This window comes from Listeria sp. ILCC797 (assembly GCF_900186185.1).
In the GTDB taxonomy this organism is placed as follows: domain Bacteria; phylum Bacillota; class Bacilli; order Lactobacillales; family Listeriaceae; genus Listeria; species Listeria goaensis.
The window spans coordinates 19,079-38,213 of sequence record NZ_FYBS01000015.1; the positions used below are offsets into that span (position 1 = coordinate 19,079).

The 19,135-nt window shown below is 40.9% G+C and carries 20 protein-coding genes; 8 read left to right on the plus strand and 12 right to left on the minus strand.

What is annotated here, in order from left to right; genetic code table 11:
- Nucleotides 1-63: 63 nt before the first annotated feature.
- Complete coding sequence (locus BN1609_RS12725; RefSeq protein WP_088809413.1) at nt 64-564, minus strand: GNAT family N-acetyltransferase; 501 nt, start codon at nt 562-564, stop codon at nt 64-66.
- A 113-nt stretch (nt 565-677) separates the two neighbouring features.
- On the opposite strand from BN1609_RS12725, the gene BN1609_RS12730 reads away from it, so the two are divergent.
- On the plus strand, nt 678-1,268 hold the full coding sequence (locus BN1609_RS12730) for a biotin transporter BioY (protein ID WP_088809414.1): 591 nt from the start codon (nt 678-680) through the stop codon (nt 1,266-1,268).
- 62 nt (nt 1,269-1,330) lie between these two features.
- On the plus strand, nt 1,331-2,029 hold the full coding sequence (locus tag BN1609_RS12735) for a Crp/Fnr family transcriptional regulator (protein WP_088816410.1): 699 nt from the start codon (nt 1,331-1,333) through the stop codon (nt 2,027-2,029).
- A 37-nt stretch (nt 2,030-2,066) separates the two neighbouring features.
- Here BN1609_RS12735 and BN1609_RS12740 read toward each other — a convergent pair whose 3' ends face one another.
- From BN1609_RS12740 to BN1609_RS12755, 4 genes are all read right to left on the minus strand, one after another.
- The gene (locus BN1609_RS12740) at nt 2,067-2,894 is read right to left on the minus strand and encodes an acyltransferase (RefSeq protein ID WP_088840930.1); all 828 of its coding nucleotides are present in this window, start codon (nt 2,892-2,894) and stop codon (nt 2,067-2,069) included.
- Nucleotides 2,895-3,012: 118 nt separating this feature from the next.
- Nucleotides 3,013-3,468 (minus strand): DUF523 domain-containing protein, encoded by a 456-nt coding sequence (locus BN1609_RS12745; protein ID WP_088840931.1) that lies wholly within the window; start codon nt 3,466-3,468, stop codon nt 3,013-3,015.
- A gap of 82 nt (nt 3,469-3,550) precedes the next feature.
- Nucleotides 3,551-4,462 carry a pseudouridine-5'-phosphate glycosidase gene (locus BN1609_RS12750; RefSeq protein WP_088809418.1) on the minus strand — a complete coding sequence of 304 codons (912 nt, stop codon included), beginning with the start codon at nt 4,460-4,462 and terminating at the stop codon, nt 3,551-3,553.
- The gene (locus tag BN1609_RS12755; protein ID WP_088809419.1) at nt 4,459-5,577 is read right to left on the minus strand and encodes a carbohydrate kinase; all 1,119 of its coding nucleotides are present in this window, start codon (nt 5,575-5,577) and stop codon (nt 4,459-4,461) included. The genes BN1609_RS12750 and BN1609_RS12755 overlap by 4 nt, the downstream gene beginning before the upstream one ends.
- A gap of 282 nt (nt 5,578-5,859) precedes the next feature.
- On the opposite strand from BN1609_RS12755, the gene BN1609_RS12760 reads away from it, so the two are divergent.
- The 5 genes from BN1609_RS12760 (at nt 5,860) to BN1609_RS12780 (ending at nt 10,428) form a co-directional block, all read left to right on the plus strand.
- A complete protein-coding gene (locus BN1609_RS12760) occupies nt 5,860-7,053 on the plus strand; it encodes a glycine betaine/L-proline ABC transporter ATP-binding protein (RefSeq protein ID WP_088816412.1) in 1,194 nt (397 codons plus the stop codon).
- A complete protein-coding gene (locus tag BN1609_RS12765) occupies nt 7,046-7,897 on the plus strand; it encodes a proline/glycine betaine ABC transporter permease (RefSeq protein ID WP_088809421.1) in 852 nt (283 codons plus the stop codon). Before BN1609_RS12760 ends, BN1609_RS12765 begins: the two co-directional genes overlap by 8 nt.
- Nucleotides 7,898-7,908: 11 nt before the next feature.
- Nucleotides 7,909-8,805, plus strand: coding sequence for a glycine betaine ABC transporter substrate-binding protein (locus BN1609_RS12770; protein ID WP_088816413.1), 897 nt, complete (start codon nt 7,909-7,911; stop codon nt 8,803-8,805).
- 256 nt (nt 8,806-9,061) lie between these two features.
- Nucleotides 9,062-9,757, plus strand: coding sequence for a cAMP-binding domain-containing protein (locus BN1609_RS12775; protein ID WP_088809423.1), 696 nt, complete (start codon nt 9,062-9,064; stop codon nt 9,755-9,757).
- Between the two features lie 5 nt (nt 9,758-9,762).
- Nucleotides 9,763-10,428 (plus strand): Crp/Fnr family transcriptional regulator, encoded by a 666-nt coding sequence (locus tag BN1609_RS12780; RefSeq protein WP_088840932.1) that lies wholly within the window; start codon nt 9,763-9,765, stop codon nt 10,426-10,428.
- A gap of 55 nt (nt 10,429-10,483) precedes the next feature.
- On the opposite strand, the gene BN1609_RS12785 is transcribed toward BN1609_RS12780, so the two are convergent.
- Together BN1609_RS12785 and BN1609_RS12790 are read right to left on the minus strand one after the other, a co-directional pair.
- Nucleotides 10,484-11,938: a lytic polysaccharide monooxygenase gene (locus BN1609_RS12785; protein WP_088840933.1), complete on the minus strand. Its 1,455-nt coding sequence runs from the start codon at nt 11,936-11,938 to the stop codon at nt 10,484-10,486.
- A gap of 291 nt (nt 11,939-12,229) precedes the next feature.
- Nucleotides 12,230-12,991: an SDR family oxidoreductase gene (locus tag BN1609_RS12790; protein WP_088809426.1), complete on the minus strand. Its 762-nt coding sequence runs from the start codon at nt 12,989-12,991 to the stop codon at nt 12,230-12,232.
- Between the two features lie 161 nt (nt 12,992-13,152).
- Here BN1609_RS12790 and BN1609_RS12795 point away from each other — a divergent pair, with 161 nt between their 5' ends.
- Nucleotides 13,153-13,722, plus strand: coding sequence for a TetR/AcrR family transcriptional regulator (locus BN1609_RS12795; protein WP_088825952.1), 570 nt, complete (start codon nt 13,153-13,155; stop codon nt 13,720-13,722).
- Here the strand turns inward: BN1609_RS12795 and BN1609_RS12800 are convergent.
- The 5 genes from BN1609_RS12800 to BN1609_RS12820 all read right to left on the minus strand — a co-directional run bounded on the left by BN1609_RS12800 (nt 13,705) and on the right by BN1609_RS12820 (nt 19,053).
- Nucleotides 13,705-14,418, minus strand: coding sequence for a 16S rRNA pseudouridine(516) synthase (locus BN1609_RS12800; protein WP_088825951.1), 714 nt, complete (start codon nt 14,416-14,418; stop codon nt 13,705-13,707). The genes BN1609_RS12795 and BN1609_RS12800 overlap by 18 nt on opposite strands.
- A 231-nt stretch (nt 14,419-14,649) precedes the next feature.
- Nucleotides 14,650-14,880 carry a hypothetical protein gene (locus tag BN1609_RS12805; protein ID WP_088809429.1) on the minus strand — a complete coding sequence of 77 codons (231 nt, stop codon included), beginning with the start codon at nt 14,878-14,880 and terminating at the stop codon, nt 14,650-14,652.
- Between the two features lie 249 nt (nt 14,881-15,129).
- Nucleotides 15,130-15,480: a hypothetical protein gene (locus BN1609_RS12810; protein WP_088840934.1), complete on the minus strand. Its 351-nt coding sequence runs from the start codon at nt 15,478-15,480 to the stop codon at nt 15,130-15,132.
- An 80-nt stretch (nt 15,481-15,560) separates the two neighbouring features.
- Nucleotides 15,561-17,333: an ABC transporter ATP-binding protein gene (locus BN1609_RS12815; RefSeq protein ID WP_088809431.1), complete on the minus strand. Its 1,773-nt coding sequence runs from the start codon at nt 17,331-17,333 to the stop codon at nt 15,561-15,563.
- Nucleotides 17,326-19,053 (minus strand): ABC transporter ATP-binding protein, encoded by a 1,728-nt coding sequence (locus BN1609_RS12820; protein WP_088809432.1) that lies wholly within the window; start codon nt 19,051-19,053, stop codon nt 17,326-17,328. Before BN1609_RS12820 ends, BN1609_RS12815 begins: the two co-directional genes overlap by 8 nt.
- Nucleotides 19,054-19,135 lie beyond the last annotated feature (82 nt).

A 19,135-nucleotide genomic window follows, 5' to 3' on the forward strand; every position in this document is an offset into this window, starting at 1 on the left:
TCCAGTAAAATCCATTTTTAGAAATGGCCTGATTACTAGATGTATGCTTGTTTATTTTACAAATTACTCGTCCTCTTCCACATGATGCGTCAAATGAAGCCGAATCGTCGCAAGCGTATAGCCGTAAAAATCATCGTCAAACTCTTCTTCCACGACGAAACCTTTACGCAAATAAAAATGATACGCCGCGTCATTTCCCCGCTCCACATTCACATACATCGGAAGTGGCAAATGAAACAGGCTCATACCCTCATCTAGGAGCCTCGTACCAAAGCCTTTTTGTTTTAAAGCTGGATCCAAATAAAACGCCGAAAGCTCGCTTTTGCCTTTGGCAAGTTCCACGAAATTCGCAAAGCCAATGACATCCCCTTCTTTTTCAATGACCGCAAAAGCCGTAGCGCCAATTCGATTTTTAAGCGTTTCCAAATTATAAAATTTATTTAAAAAATGATCTTGCACATCAACTGGAATAATATTTTCATACGTGTCGTGCCAAGATTTTTCTGCAATTTGCTGAATTGCTGCCGCATCTTCAAGCCTTGCCTTTCTAACGTTTACAGTCATTTTGAACACCCCTTTAAGATTTCGCTTCTCTTTCCATACCCTTTTTTTCTTGAAAAAAAACGCATTTAATGTTAACCTTTAAAAATAAAAGTTAACATTAAGGAGTGAACAATTTGCCTAATACAAAATTAAAATTTCTAATCGTAGACGCGCTTTTTGCCGTCATTATCGCGATTTTAGCTCAAATAGCTATTCCGCTTGGCCCCATTCCATTTACCGGCCAAACATTCGCAGTTGGGCTTGCCGCCACCATTCTAGGTGCCCGCCATGCCACAATTTCCGTCACCGTCTACATACTACTTGGCGCGTTTGGCATCCCGGTTTTCCAAGGAATGACAGCTGGACTTGGCATCATTCTAGGCGTCACCGGCGGATTTATTATTGGCTTCATCGGCAATGCCTTTTTGACCGGCTTTCTGCTCGACAAGTTTGGCTACACCAATTTGAATGCCGCCATCGCCAATATTCTCGGAGCTTTTGTGACGCTCCTGTTCGGCATGTTTTGGTTGCAAATTAGCGCAGGCATGACGCTTGGCGCCGCTTTTTTCACGGGCGTATTCCCGTTTATCATTCCAGGCATCATCAAAGCCGTTTTAGCCGGCTACATCGGACTTAAAATTCGCCGTCAGCTCATCAAAAGCAAACTCCTTCCTGACAACACGCCGAACACGAAGGAAACGCTCAACACTACACAGTCTAAATAATTCAAAATCCCCTTTTTCTCCCGTATAATAAAAATCAAATACTGAGAAAAGGGGACTCGGTTATGGTTTTAGAAAAAGGGACAAGAGAGGCGCAAAAGCCCAGTCTTGCAGAGGTTTTATATGAAGCGGATGCAGCACAACTTCCGTATTTACGCTTAAGCATCAAGCGCGGGGAGAATATCCTCCTTGAAGGCGAAAATCACCCATATTTTTACATAGTGACAGAAGGCGTAGCCGCAATGAGCAAAAATACATGTAAAGAAGATAGCATTTTATCTTTTTGCGGGAAAGGGGAAGGCATCGGATTTCTCCACATCGAACCAGATGCGGTTTCACCCGTTACGTATACGGCCATTAGCGAAATGACTGTGCACCGTTTTCCGCGCGATTACGCGCATAGCCGCTTTAAACGCCACTCAGAGTTTTCTGCTTTTGCACAATTGAATCGCATCGTTCAGCCAATCTTGCTACGGGAAGCCGAGGCGCAACTACCTTCCGACCAAAAAATCCTAGCCGCTTTAATTCGCATTGGCGCTCAATTTGGTCGAATGGAGGATGACGGCGCGTGCCTCATTCCCTATTTTTTCACCCAAAAGATTTTAGGAAACTACGCCAATTTAGCGCGCGCCTATGTGGCGACTAACTTGCGGAGACTCGAAGAAGAAGGCATCCTTACGCTCTCACCTAAACCGTGGCGAATTAATGAGTTCGCCGCTCGAAAAGCGCGCTTAATGCAAAAATTTAACCACGAAACCTTTTAGCTTCGTGGTTTTTTATTATGTCTTAGATCAGATTTTCTTATTTTTTAAATTTCCCGAAAACGCCTTTATTTTTCTTTTCAACGTAACAGCAAAGCTTGGAATTTGAATCTATGCTGTCAATCAACGTTTTCTTTTCAAAAGAATTACGCTTATTAGACAGCGCCTGACTTAAATCTTTCCATACACTTTGCGTTGAAGGTCCACTAAAAATAAATTTATTCGTTTCTACTTCTTTCGTGACATTTTCGCTAGGATGTACGAGATGCATCGAAGGCCTTTCCCAAAAAACACTTTCTTTCACGACTCTAGCTGGATTTCCTGCTACTACAGCGTTATTCGGCACAACAGACGTGACAATTGCATTAGCACCAACAATGCTGCTAGAACCAATTGTAGCACCTTTTAACAACTTAACATCTTGTCCAATCCATACATGGTCCCCTATTAAAACGGATGCCGGTCTGTTTAACCGCTCCCCGCTTTCAATTTGATAGATGGGGTGTACATCAGACGTACGTATCCAACTTCCAAAAGAAAACATCGCATCTTTTCCAACGATAAGATTTTGATGTTCTGATATAATCGCATTTAAAACGCCATTAAAAGAAGCTCCTTCGTCGATAAACACTGTAGAACCTGCATGAATATTAAGATTTATCATAATTTGATTTTGAAGCGTTTTTTTAATATATACGACCGAATGATCTCCATGAAAAATAATTTTTGAATTTCTCAAAGTTACATTCTCATCTAAAATCAGCAAGTTGTCCTTCCCATTAAACACCACTTCTGAATTTTGAAACTGGACTTTTTCTTGATTTAAAAACACATTATTACTCTGTTCTTCTACATTTCCCTTGATCATTAACGCTCTCCCTTTAGCCCAAATTTTCGTAGTGAAAATTAAAACCCTCACTCCAAAATTGTATTCTTTTCCAACACTATCAGTATATCAATCTGTAGAATTTAAATCAAAACTTTCGTCACTTTTCACTACTAAATTGCTCATCAGAAACGACGCTCAAACCGTGGAGCTGCAAATAAGCCGCCGTCACACCAACACCTTTTTTTAATTCCCCTGAAAATGTGCCATCATAAATTTGACACGCACCGCAAGACGGACTTTTTTCCTTCAAAATAATTTGCTCGATTCCAAGCTCGCGGAGTTGCTCTAACGTTTTGCGTGCACCTTCTTTGTAAATTTCCGTCACATCTGCACCTAAATTATCCACTACTTTTGCCGTACCAGACCAGACGTCCTTACCGTCTCCGCCCACAATTTCAGCCGGATTTCTAGGCGTGGGAAGTCCACCAAGCATTTCTGGACAAAGCGAAATCGCAGCGCCACTCTCCACCAATTTTTTCAATGTTTCATTTTCCTTATGCGCCCCGTCGTAACGACAAGGAATGCCCGCAAGACATGCACTCACCATCTTCAAAGCTTTTCACCCCTTTTTTCACTACTTTTATTTTAACAAAAAAACGCCATGATTTCAGTTAAAGAAACCACAGCGTTTAGTTTTACAGATTTTGATATGCGACAGCAATTTGAGAACCAATTAAAGCGTTGTGCTTCACCAGTTCGATGTTGGCTTCGAGGCTTTTGCCAGCCGTCAGTTCTTTCACTTTAGCGAGCAAGAATGGCGTGACGTCCTTACCGTGAATGCCATTTTCCCGAGCCTCTTTCAAGGCCGTTTGAATGACTGCGTTAATTTCGTCAGCAGGCATTGCGTGCGCTTCTGGGATTGGATTAGCGATGACTGCGCCGCCGTCAATTTTCAAATCCCACTTCGCTTTCAAGCTTTCTGCGATAACTTTTGGTTCATCGGCACGGATAGTTAGTTCAATTTCGCTCGTGCGCGTATAGAACGCTGGTAGCACGTCCGTTGCGTATCCAATTACTGGAACCCCTTTTGTTTCTAAATATTCCATTGTTAAGCCTAGATCAAGAATCGATTTCGCGCCAGCACAAATGACTGCCACATTCGTTTTTGCTAACTCTTCAAGATCAGCCGATACATCCATCGTCGTTTCAGCACCGCGGTGAACGCCGCCAATTCCGCCGGTTACAAAAATCGCGATTTCAGCAAGTTCTGCACAAATCATAGTCGCTGCAACAGTTGTCGCCCCCAATTGTTTAGTGGCAACAAGATAGCCGATGTCTCGACGGGAAACTTTTGCCACATTATCACTTTTTGCAAAAAGTTCTAGCTCCGCATCTGAAAGCCCAATTTTAATTTGCCCATCCATAATTGCAATTGTGGCAGGTACAGCACCATTTTCACGAATGATTTCTTCCACTTCGCGCGCCATTTCAACATTTTGCGGATATGGCATACCGTGTGAAATAATGGTCGATTCTAATGCCACAATAGGTTTTCCTGCTAATTTTGCTGCCTTCACTTCTTCTGAAAATGATAAATAGTTTTTCATTTGATTTCCTCCAAATCTTTTTGTAGTTCAGATGTCGACAAATTTTGCCGTACTGTAAATTCCGATAGCAATGTTTTATACGCATTGACACTCCCGGCAAGAACCGTTTCACGAAGCGTCTTCCCTTCAAGCCAAGCGTAAATGACAGCGGAACAAAAAGCGTCCCCAGCGCCTGTCACATCGCGAATCACAGGCGCCACAATTGCTGGTTCATGAATAATCCCTTCAGCTTGATTTCCTGCCATTGCACCGTGTTTCCCATTTGTGATAACGACGTTTTGAATCCCTGTATCTAGCCATTTCTGAACAGCTAAACGCCAAGCTTCATCGTTTTCAATTTTCATTCCAAAATGCGTTTCGGTTTCATCACGGTTCGCGATTAACCAAGTAACTTGATGCAAATCTTCTGGAAGACGCGCCATTTTAGGTGAGGATACGGGAACTAAGACGAGTGGCACTTGACTTGTTTCCGCAAAGTTACCTAAATAGGCAAGCGACTCTTTCGGGCAATTCAAATCGGCGACAATCGCACTGGAACGCGCGAGCAGGGCTTCATTTTTGCGCAGTGCATCTGGCGTCAGATGTTCGTACGCTTCCATGTCAGCAAGCGCCACAAGCAAATCCCCATTTCCTTCCAAAACAGCCGTATAAGAACCCGTTGAAATACTTGGAAAGGCGGTGACGTAATCTAAATTCATATACGTATCGCTCGCCCGAACAATCGCTTCCCAGTCAGCATCAGCGCCGCATGCCGTAAGTAATATCACTTCTTTGCCGAGACGTCCTAGGTTTTCAGCAATGTTCCGTGCGACACCGCCTGCGCTCTGCGAAGACCGAACTGGATTCGACGTCCCAAGCTGCGACTTTTCTTTCATATAAAATTTACGGTCCACGTTCGCGCCGCCCACACAAATGATTTGCTTCGATTCGTTTAAAATGTATGCTTTGCCTAGAATGCGCCCTTTTCGAATCAGACCAGAAATTAAGTTAGCGACAGTCGGTCTTGAAAGGTCCAAAATGTCCGCAAGTTCTTGTTGTGAAATGTATGGGTTTTTGCGGATAGAATTAAAAATAATTTCTTCCTTTTCGTTCATTTTTTGATTTTCGTTTTCCACGGAGAACACCTCCATTTCTAAACTTTTGTTTATTTTTTAAACACATGTTTATAATAACAATAAAAGCGCTTTATTTCAAGAGAAAGAAATTTTTTTCGGATTTTTTTCATTTTCTGAAAACCCCTGCTATGATGGGATTGAATACACTAGTGAAACACCAATATTTTCCCTTTCCCAAGTCGAAAGGATGATTTTATCCCGAATCTTCGTTACAATGGTAAACGTTAGTTTTATTTTGTTATGTGAAATAAAACCAATCAACTACGAGAGGAGAATTAAGTTTTGAGTAAAATTGAAGTTAAGAATCTGACGAAGATTTTTGGTAAAAAAACTTCGAAAGCTTCCACACTGCTTACAGAAGGCAAATCAAAAACAGAGATATTAAAAGAAACTGGTTCGACGATCGGTGTTAATCAAGCATCTTTTCAAGTCGAAGAAGGCGAAATCTTTGTTATCATGGGACTTTCCGGAAGTGGCAAGTCTACACTCGTTCGTCTTTTAAACCGGTTAATCGAACCTACCAGTGGTGAAATTTGGTTGGACGGAAAGGATTTATCCAAGCTTGATAAAAAAGAGCTGCGCAAAGTTCGTAGAAAAAGTATGAGCATGGTCTTTCAAAATTTCGGACTATTTCCGAATCGTACCATTCAAAGTAATGTAGAGTATGGCCTAGAAGTACAGAAAATTCCGAAAAATGATAGAGCTAAACAAGCGCAAGAAGCACTTGAATTAGTTGGCTTAGCCGGTTATGGCGCGCAGTATCCTTCCCAACTTTCTGGCGGAATGCAACAACGCGTTGGGTTAGCCAGAGCGCTTGCCAACAACCCTGACATTCTTTTGATGGACGAAGCTTTTTCCGCACTCGATCCACTTAACCGAAAAGATATGCAAGACCAATTACTAGATTTACAAGACACGATGCAAAAAACGATTATTTTTATTACGCATGATTTAGATGAAGCTTTGCGAATCGGCGATCATATTATGATTATGCGCGACGGCTCGGTCGTTCAAACGGGTACTCCTGAAGAAATTCTCGCACATCCTGCAAATACATATGTTGAGAAATTCATCGAAGACGTTGACCGTTCGAAAGTTTATACCGCAAGCCACGTCATGATACGTCCTGAAATCGTTCACGTTGAAAAAGACGGGCCACGTGTTGCGCTGCAAAGAATGCGTGAAACTGGCACTTCAAGTATTTTTGTCGTGAAAAAAGGACGGGAACTAGTCGGCATTGCCCATGCAACGGACGTTTCAAAACTTGTGAAGGAAAACATCTCTTCGCTTGAATCCGTTATTCAAACTGACGTGCCAACCACCGATCCAGACACACCATTAAACGATTTAATGGATTTAATTTCCACGACATCGATTCCAGTCGCTGTAACTGAAAATGGGCGACTCAAAGGCATTATTATTCGCGGCTCCGTTCTAGCCGCACTTTCTGGAAATGAGGTGAACGCTAATGCCTAACATTCCTACAATTCCACTCGCAAGCTGGATTGACAGTCTTGTTGATAGCTTAACGCAATTTGAAGGATTTTTTAACGTTATCACAAATATTATCGGCGGAATTGTTGACGCTTTTCAGTGGGTTTTCGACTTGCTGCCACCATACATTTTTATTATTTTAGTTCTCGCTTTAACCTATTGGCTAAACCGAAAAGGTAAGAAATGGGGGCTTATGACTTTCGAATTAGTCGGATTGCTGCTCATTTGGAACCTTGATTTTTGGCGAGACATGACACAGACGCTAACCCTCGTTTTAACCAGTAGCTTAATCGCTCTTGTTATTGGGGTTCCACTAGGGATTTGGATGTCTAAAAGCAACGTTGCTGAAGCATTTTTCAAGCCAGTGCTCGACTTCATGCAAACGATGCCGGCGTTCGTTTACTTAATTCCAGCTGTTGCCTTTTTCGGCATCGGTATGGTGCCTGGCGTCGTCGCATCCGTTATTTTCGCCATGCCTCCTACTGTGCGCATGACAAACCTTGGGATTCGCCAAGTGTCGACTGAACTCGTAGAAGCTGCCGATTCGTTCGGCTCAACTGGTTTCCAAAAACTATTTAAAGTAGAGCTACCGATGGCCAAATCAACCATGATGGCAGGCATCAACCAAAGTATCATGCTCGCATTATCAATGGTCGTCATCGCCTCCATGATTGGCGCAATGGGGCTAGGAACGCGTGTCTACTTCGCTGTTGGACGTAATGACGCTGGAGGTGGTTTCGTTGCCGGAATCGCAATCGTCATCGTAGCCATCATTCTCGACCGTCTGACGCAAAGCTTTAATAAAAAATCAAAAATTGAAAACTAAGGAGGGCTACTATGTGGAAAAAATTAAGACTCGTGACATTGCTTAGTATCCTTTCGCTCCTTTTAGCTTCTTGTGGGACAGAACTTGCGCCTTATGATGCTTCAAAACCCCTCGGCGAGCAAATTAACTATACGATTACGGGAATTGATGCCGGCGCAGGAATTATGCTTTCCACGCAAAACGCAATTAAAGCGTACAACCTAGACGATTATAACTGGCAACTGCAAACGAGCTCCACCGCTGCCATGACATCCACACTCGAAAAAGCCATTAAAGATAAACGGCCAATCGTTGTGACCGGCTGGACGCCACACTGGATGTTCACAAAATTTGACCTTAAATTTTTAGAAGATCCAAAAAATGTTTTTGGTGATGCGGAAGATATTCATACAATTGTCCGTAAAGGTTTGAAGAAGGAAAAACCTTCTGCCTACGCGGTTTTAGATAAGTTTAATTGGACGCCTGAGGAAATGTCCGACGTCATGCTTGAAGTGAATGATGGCGCTGATCCCGAAAAGGCTGCTAAAAAATGGGTGAAAAACAATCCCGATAAAGTGGCCGAATGGACAGACGGCGTTCCAAAAGTAAGCGGTGATGACATCAAGCTAACGTATGTCGCTTGGGATTCCGAAATTGCCTCCACCAATGTCGTCGCCGAGGTTTTACGTAGCATCGGCTATAAGCCAACTATTCAAGCTATGGAAATCCAACCTATGTGGGCATCTGTTGCAACTGGCGCCGCTGATGGCATGGTCGCCGCCTGGTTACCAAACACAGCTGGCATTTACTATAAAGACTACAAATCAGATATTGAAGATTTAGGTGTCAATTTGAAGGGCGCCAAAGTTGGTCTGGCTGTCCCAACGTATATGAAAGACATTAACTCTATTGAAGATTTAAAAAAATAACGACTGTTAAAGCGGAAACCTCAGATTGTAACTTTATGCTAAACAAAATTCACCGCATAAAATCAGTCTGAGGTATTTTCCGGTTTATGGAAAATGCCTTTTTTCACTAAAACGACAAATTCTTGACACAATTCAACATCAAAATGAACTTTTCTCACCTAAAAAAGTATGCTATAATCACCGCAAACAGACAACAAATGCTGTAACAGAGCCATTTTGTATCCAGTGTACAATTTATAGTGAGGAGTCATTTCTTATGAAAACCATCTACCAATTCCTTACAACTGACGTCCAGCTAGCCAAAGAATATACAAAAAAAGTTGTATTTGTCCCCGAAGAAGTTGCCTACTGTAACGAAAAATCCTGCATGCGAGACTATATTATTTTTATAACAAAAGGAATGGCCATTTTAGAGATTCATCATAAAGGAAAATGGAAATTTAATACTTTTCTAGTTCCAAATGATTGCGCCGGTATAGATAACCTCTTAACCCCCCAGACAGCCAACCTCTTACCCTCGAAATTCAAATTAATTGGTGCCACAGACGGTGAATTCCTTGTCATCGAAAAGGAATACTTCATCAATCATTTTTATGCAAATCCACAAATTTTTTCCGCCTTATATGAAAAGCTTTCGTTGCGATATATCTACACTTCTTTTAACTGTCGCGAAAAAAAAGCCATGCTACGCCAGCGAATGGCCGATTTACTTCTCGAGTTTATTATCTTATCTGAAGCAACCGTTGAACAAAACGCGGTGCTTTTCCCCTACCCTATTAGTGCTGAAATGCTTAGCACCTATTTAAAAGCCTCTTTAATAACGATACAAGAGGTGCTTCATGAACTCACTGAAAAACAGATTTTGCTTGAGACGGAAGAAGCTTTCCACATTACAAACTATCAAAAATTGCAACAATTATCAAAAATAACTTGCCTCTCAAAAGAGGTGTAAATCCAATGCCTCCTTTAGATTTAATTGCTTCACTGCTGAATGAAGGTCACGGGAATAAATTGGAAGAAGTTTCTTTTTCACCACACTTGGATATCAGCCAAAACCTTAACCGTCCTGACACACTTTTAGTTTTAACAGAAGGAATTGCTAAAGTCGAAGTAAGTCGAAAACACAGTTGGGAATTTGAAACTTTAATAGCCGTAGGTGCTGTTTTCGGCATCGAACATTGTTTTTCAAACAGGAAATATGAGGATACTGCCAATTACCGGGCCATCGCTTTAACAGACGGTCAGGCATTTGAAATTCAAAAATATTTCTTTTTGCAATATATGTACACACACCCGGCACTCTTTCATTTCATCATTGAGGAACTGATTGTACGCTATAAGTTTCTCACTTTCAATTATCAAGAGAAAAAATCCCCTTTAAAACAAAGAGTGATTGATTTACTTATGGAATTTATTATTTTAACAAGGCAAGATCTTAAACAGCAGTACGTCACACTTCCTCTTTTTGACGAAAACATGGTGGCGAATCCTTTAAAATGTTCTACGCACCATATTGAAAATATTTTTAAGCGTTTAAGTAAGCAAAAGCTTATACTGAAAAGTGATGAAACTGGCATTGTTTTGGACTGCGAACGCTTAAAAAAACTTTCAACTTTTTCGTAAAAAAGCCTGAGCATTCCTCGGGGGGCTGAGGATATGCTCAGGGCATTCTTGTTGATTATTCCCAGGCACCACCAAGATCTGGGCTCTGACCTCTTACCCACCACTTGGCTTGATAAATCTTCCCGTTGTAGCTAACTCTTTCTCCAGCTGTATAAGCTTTTTGTGCATTCCACACTTGAACATGATCGCTAACTAATTGCCAAACGCTGTTATACTCTGGATTGTTCGCTCTCGTCCACCATTTTGCGCGATATGTTTTGCCATTATAGTTGACGACATCATTTTCAAAATAAATCTTGTTCGCTTGCCACACGTCATCTCCAACTACTGGCACGGGCGGAATTATTTCTCCTCCACCAATCACATTTACTGAAATCCCATTGCTTGCTTTCGAACGATTCCCTGCTGCATCAACCGCATAAACGATATAATCGTAAGTTCCTTTTACTAAGTTAACATCCTCAAACATCGTTGAAGCTGTTGTTTTGACTTTTTTCCCATTTCGGTAAACTTCATATTGTGAGACTCTTACATTATCTGATGCCGCATTCCACATGAGTGAAACACTCGATTCTTTTTGTCCCATGACATGAAGATTAGCTGGTGCAGTTGGCGCGACAGTATCTACTGCTGGTACTTGAGTAGTACTTAGCGTTAATGGTTGGCTGACCGTTGATTTATTACCAGAAAAATCTTCTGCAACAACCGTATAGGTGTAAGCTTTTTCACTTTGTAAATTTTTATCTGTATAAGAAGTTCCAGCCGTTTCACCAACTTTTACGCCATTGCGATAAACCGTATATTTCGCCACACCAACATTATCCGTTGACGCTTTCCAACTAAAAGCAATACTATTTGCTGTTGCCATGGTTCGTTTCAACTGAGTTGGTTGAGTTGGCGCTTCTGAATCGCTGCTTGGTTTAGCATCGCCACTAATATTCGCATCAATCACTTGATAAAACGCATTGCCAGTATCTGCAATACTCCAGACACCTAAAATGACATAGTAACCAGAACGATCTGATGGAATATCAATCTGTTGACGAACTACTTTTTCAGGCTTCAAATTCCCGCCATCAATATGTTTAATTAATTCCAGTTCACTTCGAACTAAAGGCATATTCGGATTCCAGCCCTTTTTCGTAATATAATAATCCCAGCTAGATGTTGGATGCGGCGCAGTTAGTGTCCACTCCACCACAGTCGGTCCAGGATTAAGATTTACTTTATGCCATCGTGATGCAGTTTGCTCATCTAAAGGTGCATATTTCCCTGCCCCAGCAATAGTACCATCTACAGGTCCTCTACTTGGAAAACCTTTCGGACCTTCAACGCTTTGCGGTTCATATTGAACAGCTCCAACGTTGACATTTAGCCCTTTATTAGCTAAATATGCTCTACTTTCAGGTTTTGAAATATACCCATGAGCATCTGCATTTAATGTAAATCCTGCTGTTAAACACACACTAACTACACCCAAAAACACACCTAACTTCAATTTATTCTTCATAATTCTCCTCCTTTAAATTAAGTTTGAACCTGACACTAGGTTCATTCTCTAGCATACCGAGGCCAAACCAGATTGTCTGTAGATATTCTATGACGGATTTTTCTATCTTTTTCTAAAGAAAACGTTCTCATTTTTGTCACATTTTCTCAGTATCGCCAAATTATCAATGTCCCCCTTACAAAACCAATAACCTTTACAATTTTCCGTAATGGAGAACCTATTTAAACAAACTATCACAATTTGTTCACATAAAAAAAAAGAGAAGAAAAATTCTTCTCTTTTTAAACCATTCTAGTAAGCCGTCCACCCAGCATCCGCCGTTATAATTGTACCATTTACAAAACTTGAATCATCTGACCCAAGGAATAAAGCGACCTTCGCAATTTCAGAGGCCTCACCTACACGAGGGTTAATGTTCATTCCCGCCATTGCTCGTTCTTGACCAAAAGCACTCGGGTCATAAATGGAAGTCCCAATATTTGTATTCACCGCTCCAGGTGCGATAGCATTACAGCGAATATTTTTATTTGCATATTGGAAACCAATATTTTTAGTTAAACCAACAACAGCATGTTTAGACGCCGTATAGGCCGCTCCTGCCCTCGAACCGAACAATCCGCCTGCTGATGCAATATTCACAATAACACCGCCACCATTTTCTTCAAATAACGGAATAGCCTTTCGAGCCGCCCGCATTACCCCCGTTGTATTAATAGATAAAACACGCTCCCAGAGGTCATCCGTCACTTCAGAAACGGGCACAAAATTATCCATGATTCCCGCATTATTTACCAAAATATCAAGCTTGCCGTATTTATCAACTGCTGCATCAATCATGCCATCAACATCTGCTTGTTTCATGACATTTGCCACAACCGCTAGCCCTTCACCACCACTCGCCACAATTTCGTCAACCGTCGCTTGCGCATTCTCCAAATTCAAATCTGCCACAACGATTTTCGCCCCTTCTTTTGCATAAAGCAGCGCAATTTGTTTCCCCATGCCTGACGCAGCCCCAGTGATGACAGCAACTTTTCCTTTTAATTTCCCCATTACTATTACCTCCTTGATTGCTTTCCAGCTAAAGTTTCTAGCTCTCCACTCAAGTATACAACCCATTGAAAGCGGATTCAATCAGTAACGAGAGTCATTATCGTTGCTTAAGCACCATTTTTCTGATATATGTTGAATAAGTAAACATTGGAGGGATAAAAATGGATAGACGTATCCAAAAAACGAAAAATGCCTTTTATCGTGCCTTCTTAGAATTACTAAAAACAAAAAATGTTCAGCAAATTACCATCACCGAGCTCGTCCAAGAAGCCGACGTCAATCGCTCTACCTTTTACAAGCACTATGGTGAAAAGGAGGATTTGCTACACGAATTAACAGAGTCTGTTTTAAACGATTTGCGCACCGCTTATGACGACCCTTATAAACAAAATAAAGCTTTTTCCACTAGAAATTTACAGCCGCACATGATTAAAATTTTTGATCACGTATATAGAAATCAATTATTTTATAGCCATGTCATCTCATCAAAAATAGGTCCCGGCTTTCAAAATCGTGTCTGTCATGTTATTCAAGACTTAGTTTTGCGCGATGCCACTAAATCCAACTTAGCCAACATCAATCCGCAAGTCCTCACAAGTTATCAGGCGCACGCCATTTTTGGCATCATCGTTTATTGGACAGAAAATCATTTTCAAGAAAGCGCGGACTATATGGCCGAACAGCTCTTCCTCATTTTAAAAGCACAGCACCAACTAGATACCGCGAAGTAACGCCAGTTCAGCATCTGAAAGAGGGCGATAGGCACCAAGCGCAAGCTGTTCATCAAGCGTTAAATCGCCCATTTTTTCTCGCTTTAAATACACCACTTTTTTCCCAACTGCTTCAAACATTTTTTTCACTTGATGAAATTTCCCTTCATAAATGGTCACCCGAACGTCTGACTGGCCGCCGTGTACGCGGATAATTTCAAGACTTGCAGGCATTGCTTGATAGCCATCCAAGAAAGTGACGCCCGTTTTAAATACTGCCGCATCTTCTGCCGTTACAACACCTTCTGTGCGCGCAAAATAAACCTTAGCAACATGTTTTTTGGGCGAAAGAAGCTCATGCGCCATCTGCCCATCTGTCGTTAAAATCAGCAAGCCTTCCGTATCTTTATCCAGCCGTCCAACCGGGAACAATCCTTGCCGCTTATCATTTTCTGCCAGCAAATCAATAACCGTCTTACTCGCCTTGTCTTCCGTTGCACTTAAAACGCCCTGCGGTTTATTCAACATATAATAAAGCTTTTCCGCATACATAACAGCCTCTCCATTGACCGTCACAATATTTTTCGCTGACACAACTTGAAAAGCCCCATCACGTACCCGTTTTCCGTCCACAAGTACTTCCTCTTTTTTTAAAACATTTTTCACAATTTTCCTTGTCCCAAAACCAGCATGTGCAAGCAATTTATCTAGACGCATCTTCTTTCCTCCATCACGAACTTTAATCTTTCTTTCATTCTATCAATTTAACATCGCTAACGCCATAAAAAAACAGACCCCCAGTAGGAAGTCTGTTTCTAATCTTACACACTACAAACGTATCATCGCACACATGGTCAAGAACAGCATTGAAAACAGGAAAGGCATTATTTGCCAGACCGTGCGGGGAAGCGAGCAAGGACTTTGAAAAATGCCAGTTACTGGCACAATCTAAGCATTGCGTAATAAACTTTCTAGCTTTACCGCATACGCAGATTCGATTGCTTGACCAGCCAGTGTTTGTTTAAGCCGATACTCTTCTAATTTCAATTCTATTCGGACCAATTTTTCAAACGCATCGAGATTGTTGCAATCTTTAATTAAATCCTCTAGTTCCATAAAAAGCTCTTCAACTTGTTTAATATCATCTACAGAAGCTGGCTCAATATTTAGCTTTTCCATATGTCCTTCCTCCAATCGCTGCCTTTATCACTTTTATTTTACTCGAAAAAGGAGGGATTGAAACCTATTTTCGGAAAGTTTCACATTTTAGCCACATTTAAACCAGTTTCTTATTATATTTACAGATTAGCTATATGCCTCAGCTTCTGTAACTACATGAACCGCACCCCTTGCTGTTCCCGCAATTCCAAAAACAAGTGTTTCTAAAAGTGTAGTTTCCACAACTGAAGCACACATCATTTAATGCCACTATTCCTTCACAATTTTAATAATATCTTTATAAGCAATTTCCCGAACTGCTTTTTCTTTCGTTTTAAAATCCGCCTTCAAATAGACTTGGACACGGTCCTCCACATCAAGCGACGCCACGTTCAGCGCCCGTCCGTCCTTCTCATTTTCAATTTTACTAATCGCATGAAGCTCCGTTTCACCTTGCAAATCGGTATCAAGAGAAGATAAGTCGCGCACAAAAACACCCGTATTTTCCCCCGTATGAGCCCGACTAATCACCCCGTCAAGCATCACATATGTATCCGCAGGTTCCGCATTTCCGCAGCCCGCTAAAAAAAGCAGTATAACTAGCCAACCAAATTTTTTCATTGCAAGCTCCTTCACCCATTATTTTGTTCCATTATACATGAAAAGAGGCCAGGACATAATCCCAGCCTCTCTCTAACATTTTATTCCAATACAAATTGATTATGATAAAGTTCCGCGTAGAAGCCTTTTTGTTGCAGTAAACCTTCATGCGTACCTTCCTCAATGACTTCACCTTGGTGCAAGACAACAATATGATCGGCGTCTAAAATGGTTTTCAGCCTGTGTGCGATAACAAAACTCGTCCGACCGGAAATAACATTGTCCATCGCCTTTTGAATTTTGCTCTCCGTAACCGTATCAACGTTACTTGTCGCCTCATCCAAAATAAGCAAGCTTGGGTTTGTTAAAATCGTTCGGGCAATGCTGATTAATTGTTTCTGACCAACACTAAAGATGTTGTTTTCATCACTAATTTCCGTATCATAACCTTTTTCAAGTGTCATAATAAAATCGTGAATATTGGCTTGTTTCGCAGCCGATACCACATCATCGCGGTGTGCTTCCGGTTTTCCAAAAGAAATGTTTTCGTGAATCGTACCGCTAAACAGAACAGAGTCTTGCAAGACGATTCCGACTTGTTTTCTGAGTGATTTCAGCTCAATGTCGCGAATATCTTTACCATCAAATTCAATCTCGCCGCTATCCACATTATAAAAGCGATTTAGCAAGTTCATGATAGTTGTTTTACCCGAACCAGTTGGCCCAACAACTGCCACCATTTTGCCTTTATCAAGCGTAATGTTGACATTTTTTAGAACCGGTTTTTCTGGATCATAACCAAAGTTCACGTTTTTAAGCGCAACTTGTGTATTGATACCATCAATTTTGCTCACATTTGGACGCTCAAACTCATCTTTTTCATTGAATACTTCACTCACACGACGCGCCCCAGTAATTGCAAGTTGTAACATGCTATACTGCGAGGAAATCTGCGTAAGTGGCATATAAAACTGTTGCGAATACTGCACGAACATTACGATTAAACCAAGTGCAACAGAACGTTCAAGGCTACCGTTTAAAGCTAAATATCCACCGAAGAAGATGACAATCGCCGTATTTAAAAGCGAAATACCTTGCATCACGGGGAAAAGTAAGCCTGAATAGACTTGTCCTTTATATGTTGCATTTTTAACCGTATTGTTGTGCTTCACAAAACCTTCAATCGTTTCTTCTTCGAGGCCATTTGTGATAATCACTTTTTGACCAGAAATTTTTTCATCGATATAGGCGTTTAGATGCCCCAAACTATCTTGTTGTAAGTCCACATATCTACGCGCCTTGCGAATAATAATCGCCGCAATGATAATCGCAAACGGTGAAGCAATTAGCGTCACAAGCGCCAACTCAACGTTTTGATTGAACATCATAATGATAACGCCGATCATTAAGGCCAGGTTAGATAAAACTTGAACGATCGCCTGATTAAGCGTATTTGAGATGTTATCCATATCACTTGTAAAACGGCTTAGCATCTCCCCATCATTATGACGGTCGAAAAAGCGAATCGAAAGTTTTTCCATTTTGCGGAACAAACCAATACGCATCCGGTTCGTTGCCTTACCAGAAACACCAGTCATAATAATGCTTTGAATAAATGTCGCTACAGAAGTTAACACATAAAACAGAAGTAGCATCCATAAAATATGATGGAACTCTGATTTATCATCAACACCCGTAGTAAATAGTTTTACAGCATAATTGGCAAGCTCTTGAATCGCATCACCAATAAATTGCGGCGCCTTAACTTGCAAATAAGTTGCACCAATAACCGCTAGGATGATAACAGAAAGTTGTAATTTATACGCGCGAAGATAGTGCCAGAAGAATTTTGTAATTTGTTTAAACTCACTCATTTCCCCACGCATCCTTTCCTTTTTGAGTTTCATAGATTTCTTGATAAATCGGGCTTATCTCAAGCAATTCTTTGTGCGAACCAACCGAAACAAGTTTACCCCCATCTAAAACTAAGATTTTATCCGCATGAATAACAGAAGAAATCTTTTGTGCAATAATAAATGTCGTTGTATCATCAAGCTCTTTGTTAAGCGCCTCTTTCACGAGTTTTTCGGAGCGAGCATCGAGCGCACTCGTACTGTCATCTAAAATCAAGATTTTCGGATCTCCGATAACACCGCGTGAAATCGATAAGCGTTGTTTTTGTCCGCCAGAAAAGTTATTCCCGCGTTCTTCCACAATCGCTTCATAAATTTTATCTTGACGTTCAATGAACTCTTTCGCCTGTGCAATTGATGTCGCTTTTTCCATATCATTGTCATTCGCATCTTTTTTACCATGGCGCAGGTTGTCAGAAATCGTACCTGAGAATAAAATCGCACGTTGCAACACTAACGAAACCGTTTTGCGTAGCGTATTTTTATTCACATGTACTAAGTTCTTTCCACCGATTAAAATCTCTCCTTCAGATGGGTCATAAAGTCGTGGAATTAGCTGCGCAAGCGTCGATTTACCAGCACCAGTAGCCCCAACAATCCCGACCATCTCGCCAGGAGCCGCCTTAAAGGAAATATCGCTTAACGCGTTTTGGTCATCTCCTTCGTAACGGAAACTTACATTTTTAAATTCGACACTACCAGATAAGTCTTCATCTGACGCATCTTCATCATATTTAATATCTGCATCTGTATTTAAAACTTCACTAATACGTCCAAGCGAAATGAATGCACGAGAAGCCATCATCGTAAGCATACCTCCGATAATGATTGCCATCATAATTTGCATTAAGTAGTTCATAAATGAAGCAATTGCCCCGATTACAGTTGGGTCGTCTTTTACCATATCCCCAACAAAATAAATCGAAACAACGACTGCCAAGTTCGAAACGAGCATAAACGCTGGAATCATAACAGAAAACAGTGTTCCTACAATAATTGTATGCCTTGTTAGCTTATCACTCGTATCTGAAAATCTTTTAAGTTCGTTATCTTCTTGGACAAAACTTTTGACCACACGCATCCCCGCTAAGTTTTCCTTAGCAATTGCGTTCACCTTATCTAGGAAAGCTTGGATTTTTGCAAAATGTTTCCCCATTGCCCCGAATGTAATCATAACGATTAATACTACGAGCACAACAAGTAAAATAATAACCCACCAAAGTGCAGGTAATGTCACTAACGCCAAGATAAAACTTCCGATAAACATGATCGGAATACGCGTTAAAGATTGAAGTGACATCATCACTAAATTTTGAACTTGTGTAATATCATTGGTTTGTCTGACAACTAAATTACCAGTCGAAAAACGTTCGATATTGCTAAATGAAAATGTTTGAACTTTTCGAAAGCTACTCTCTCGGATGTCAGCCCCCACGCCTTGGGCAATTTTTGCTGATAAAACCGTGTTTAAAATACCTGCGATTAAACCAACGATAGCAACTGCCACAAGAACAATACCGATTGACGTTATTTCATCCATTTTGTCTTCCATAATTGCATCGAGCACTTGTTGCAATAATTTAGGCTGCCAGAGTTGTGACGCTACCATAATGGCCACAAACAGCGTGGATAAAATCGTCTGCATTCGATATTTCTTCAAATGTTGAAATAAAATCTTCATTGTAAACCTCCCTGAAAAAGAATAAGACGAACACTTATTCTACTCGATAATAAAATCTTTTTCAACCCTCATTTGATTTATT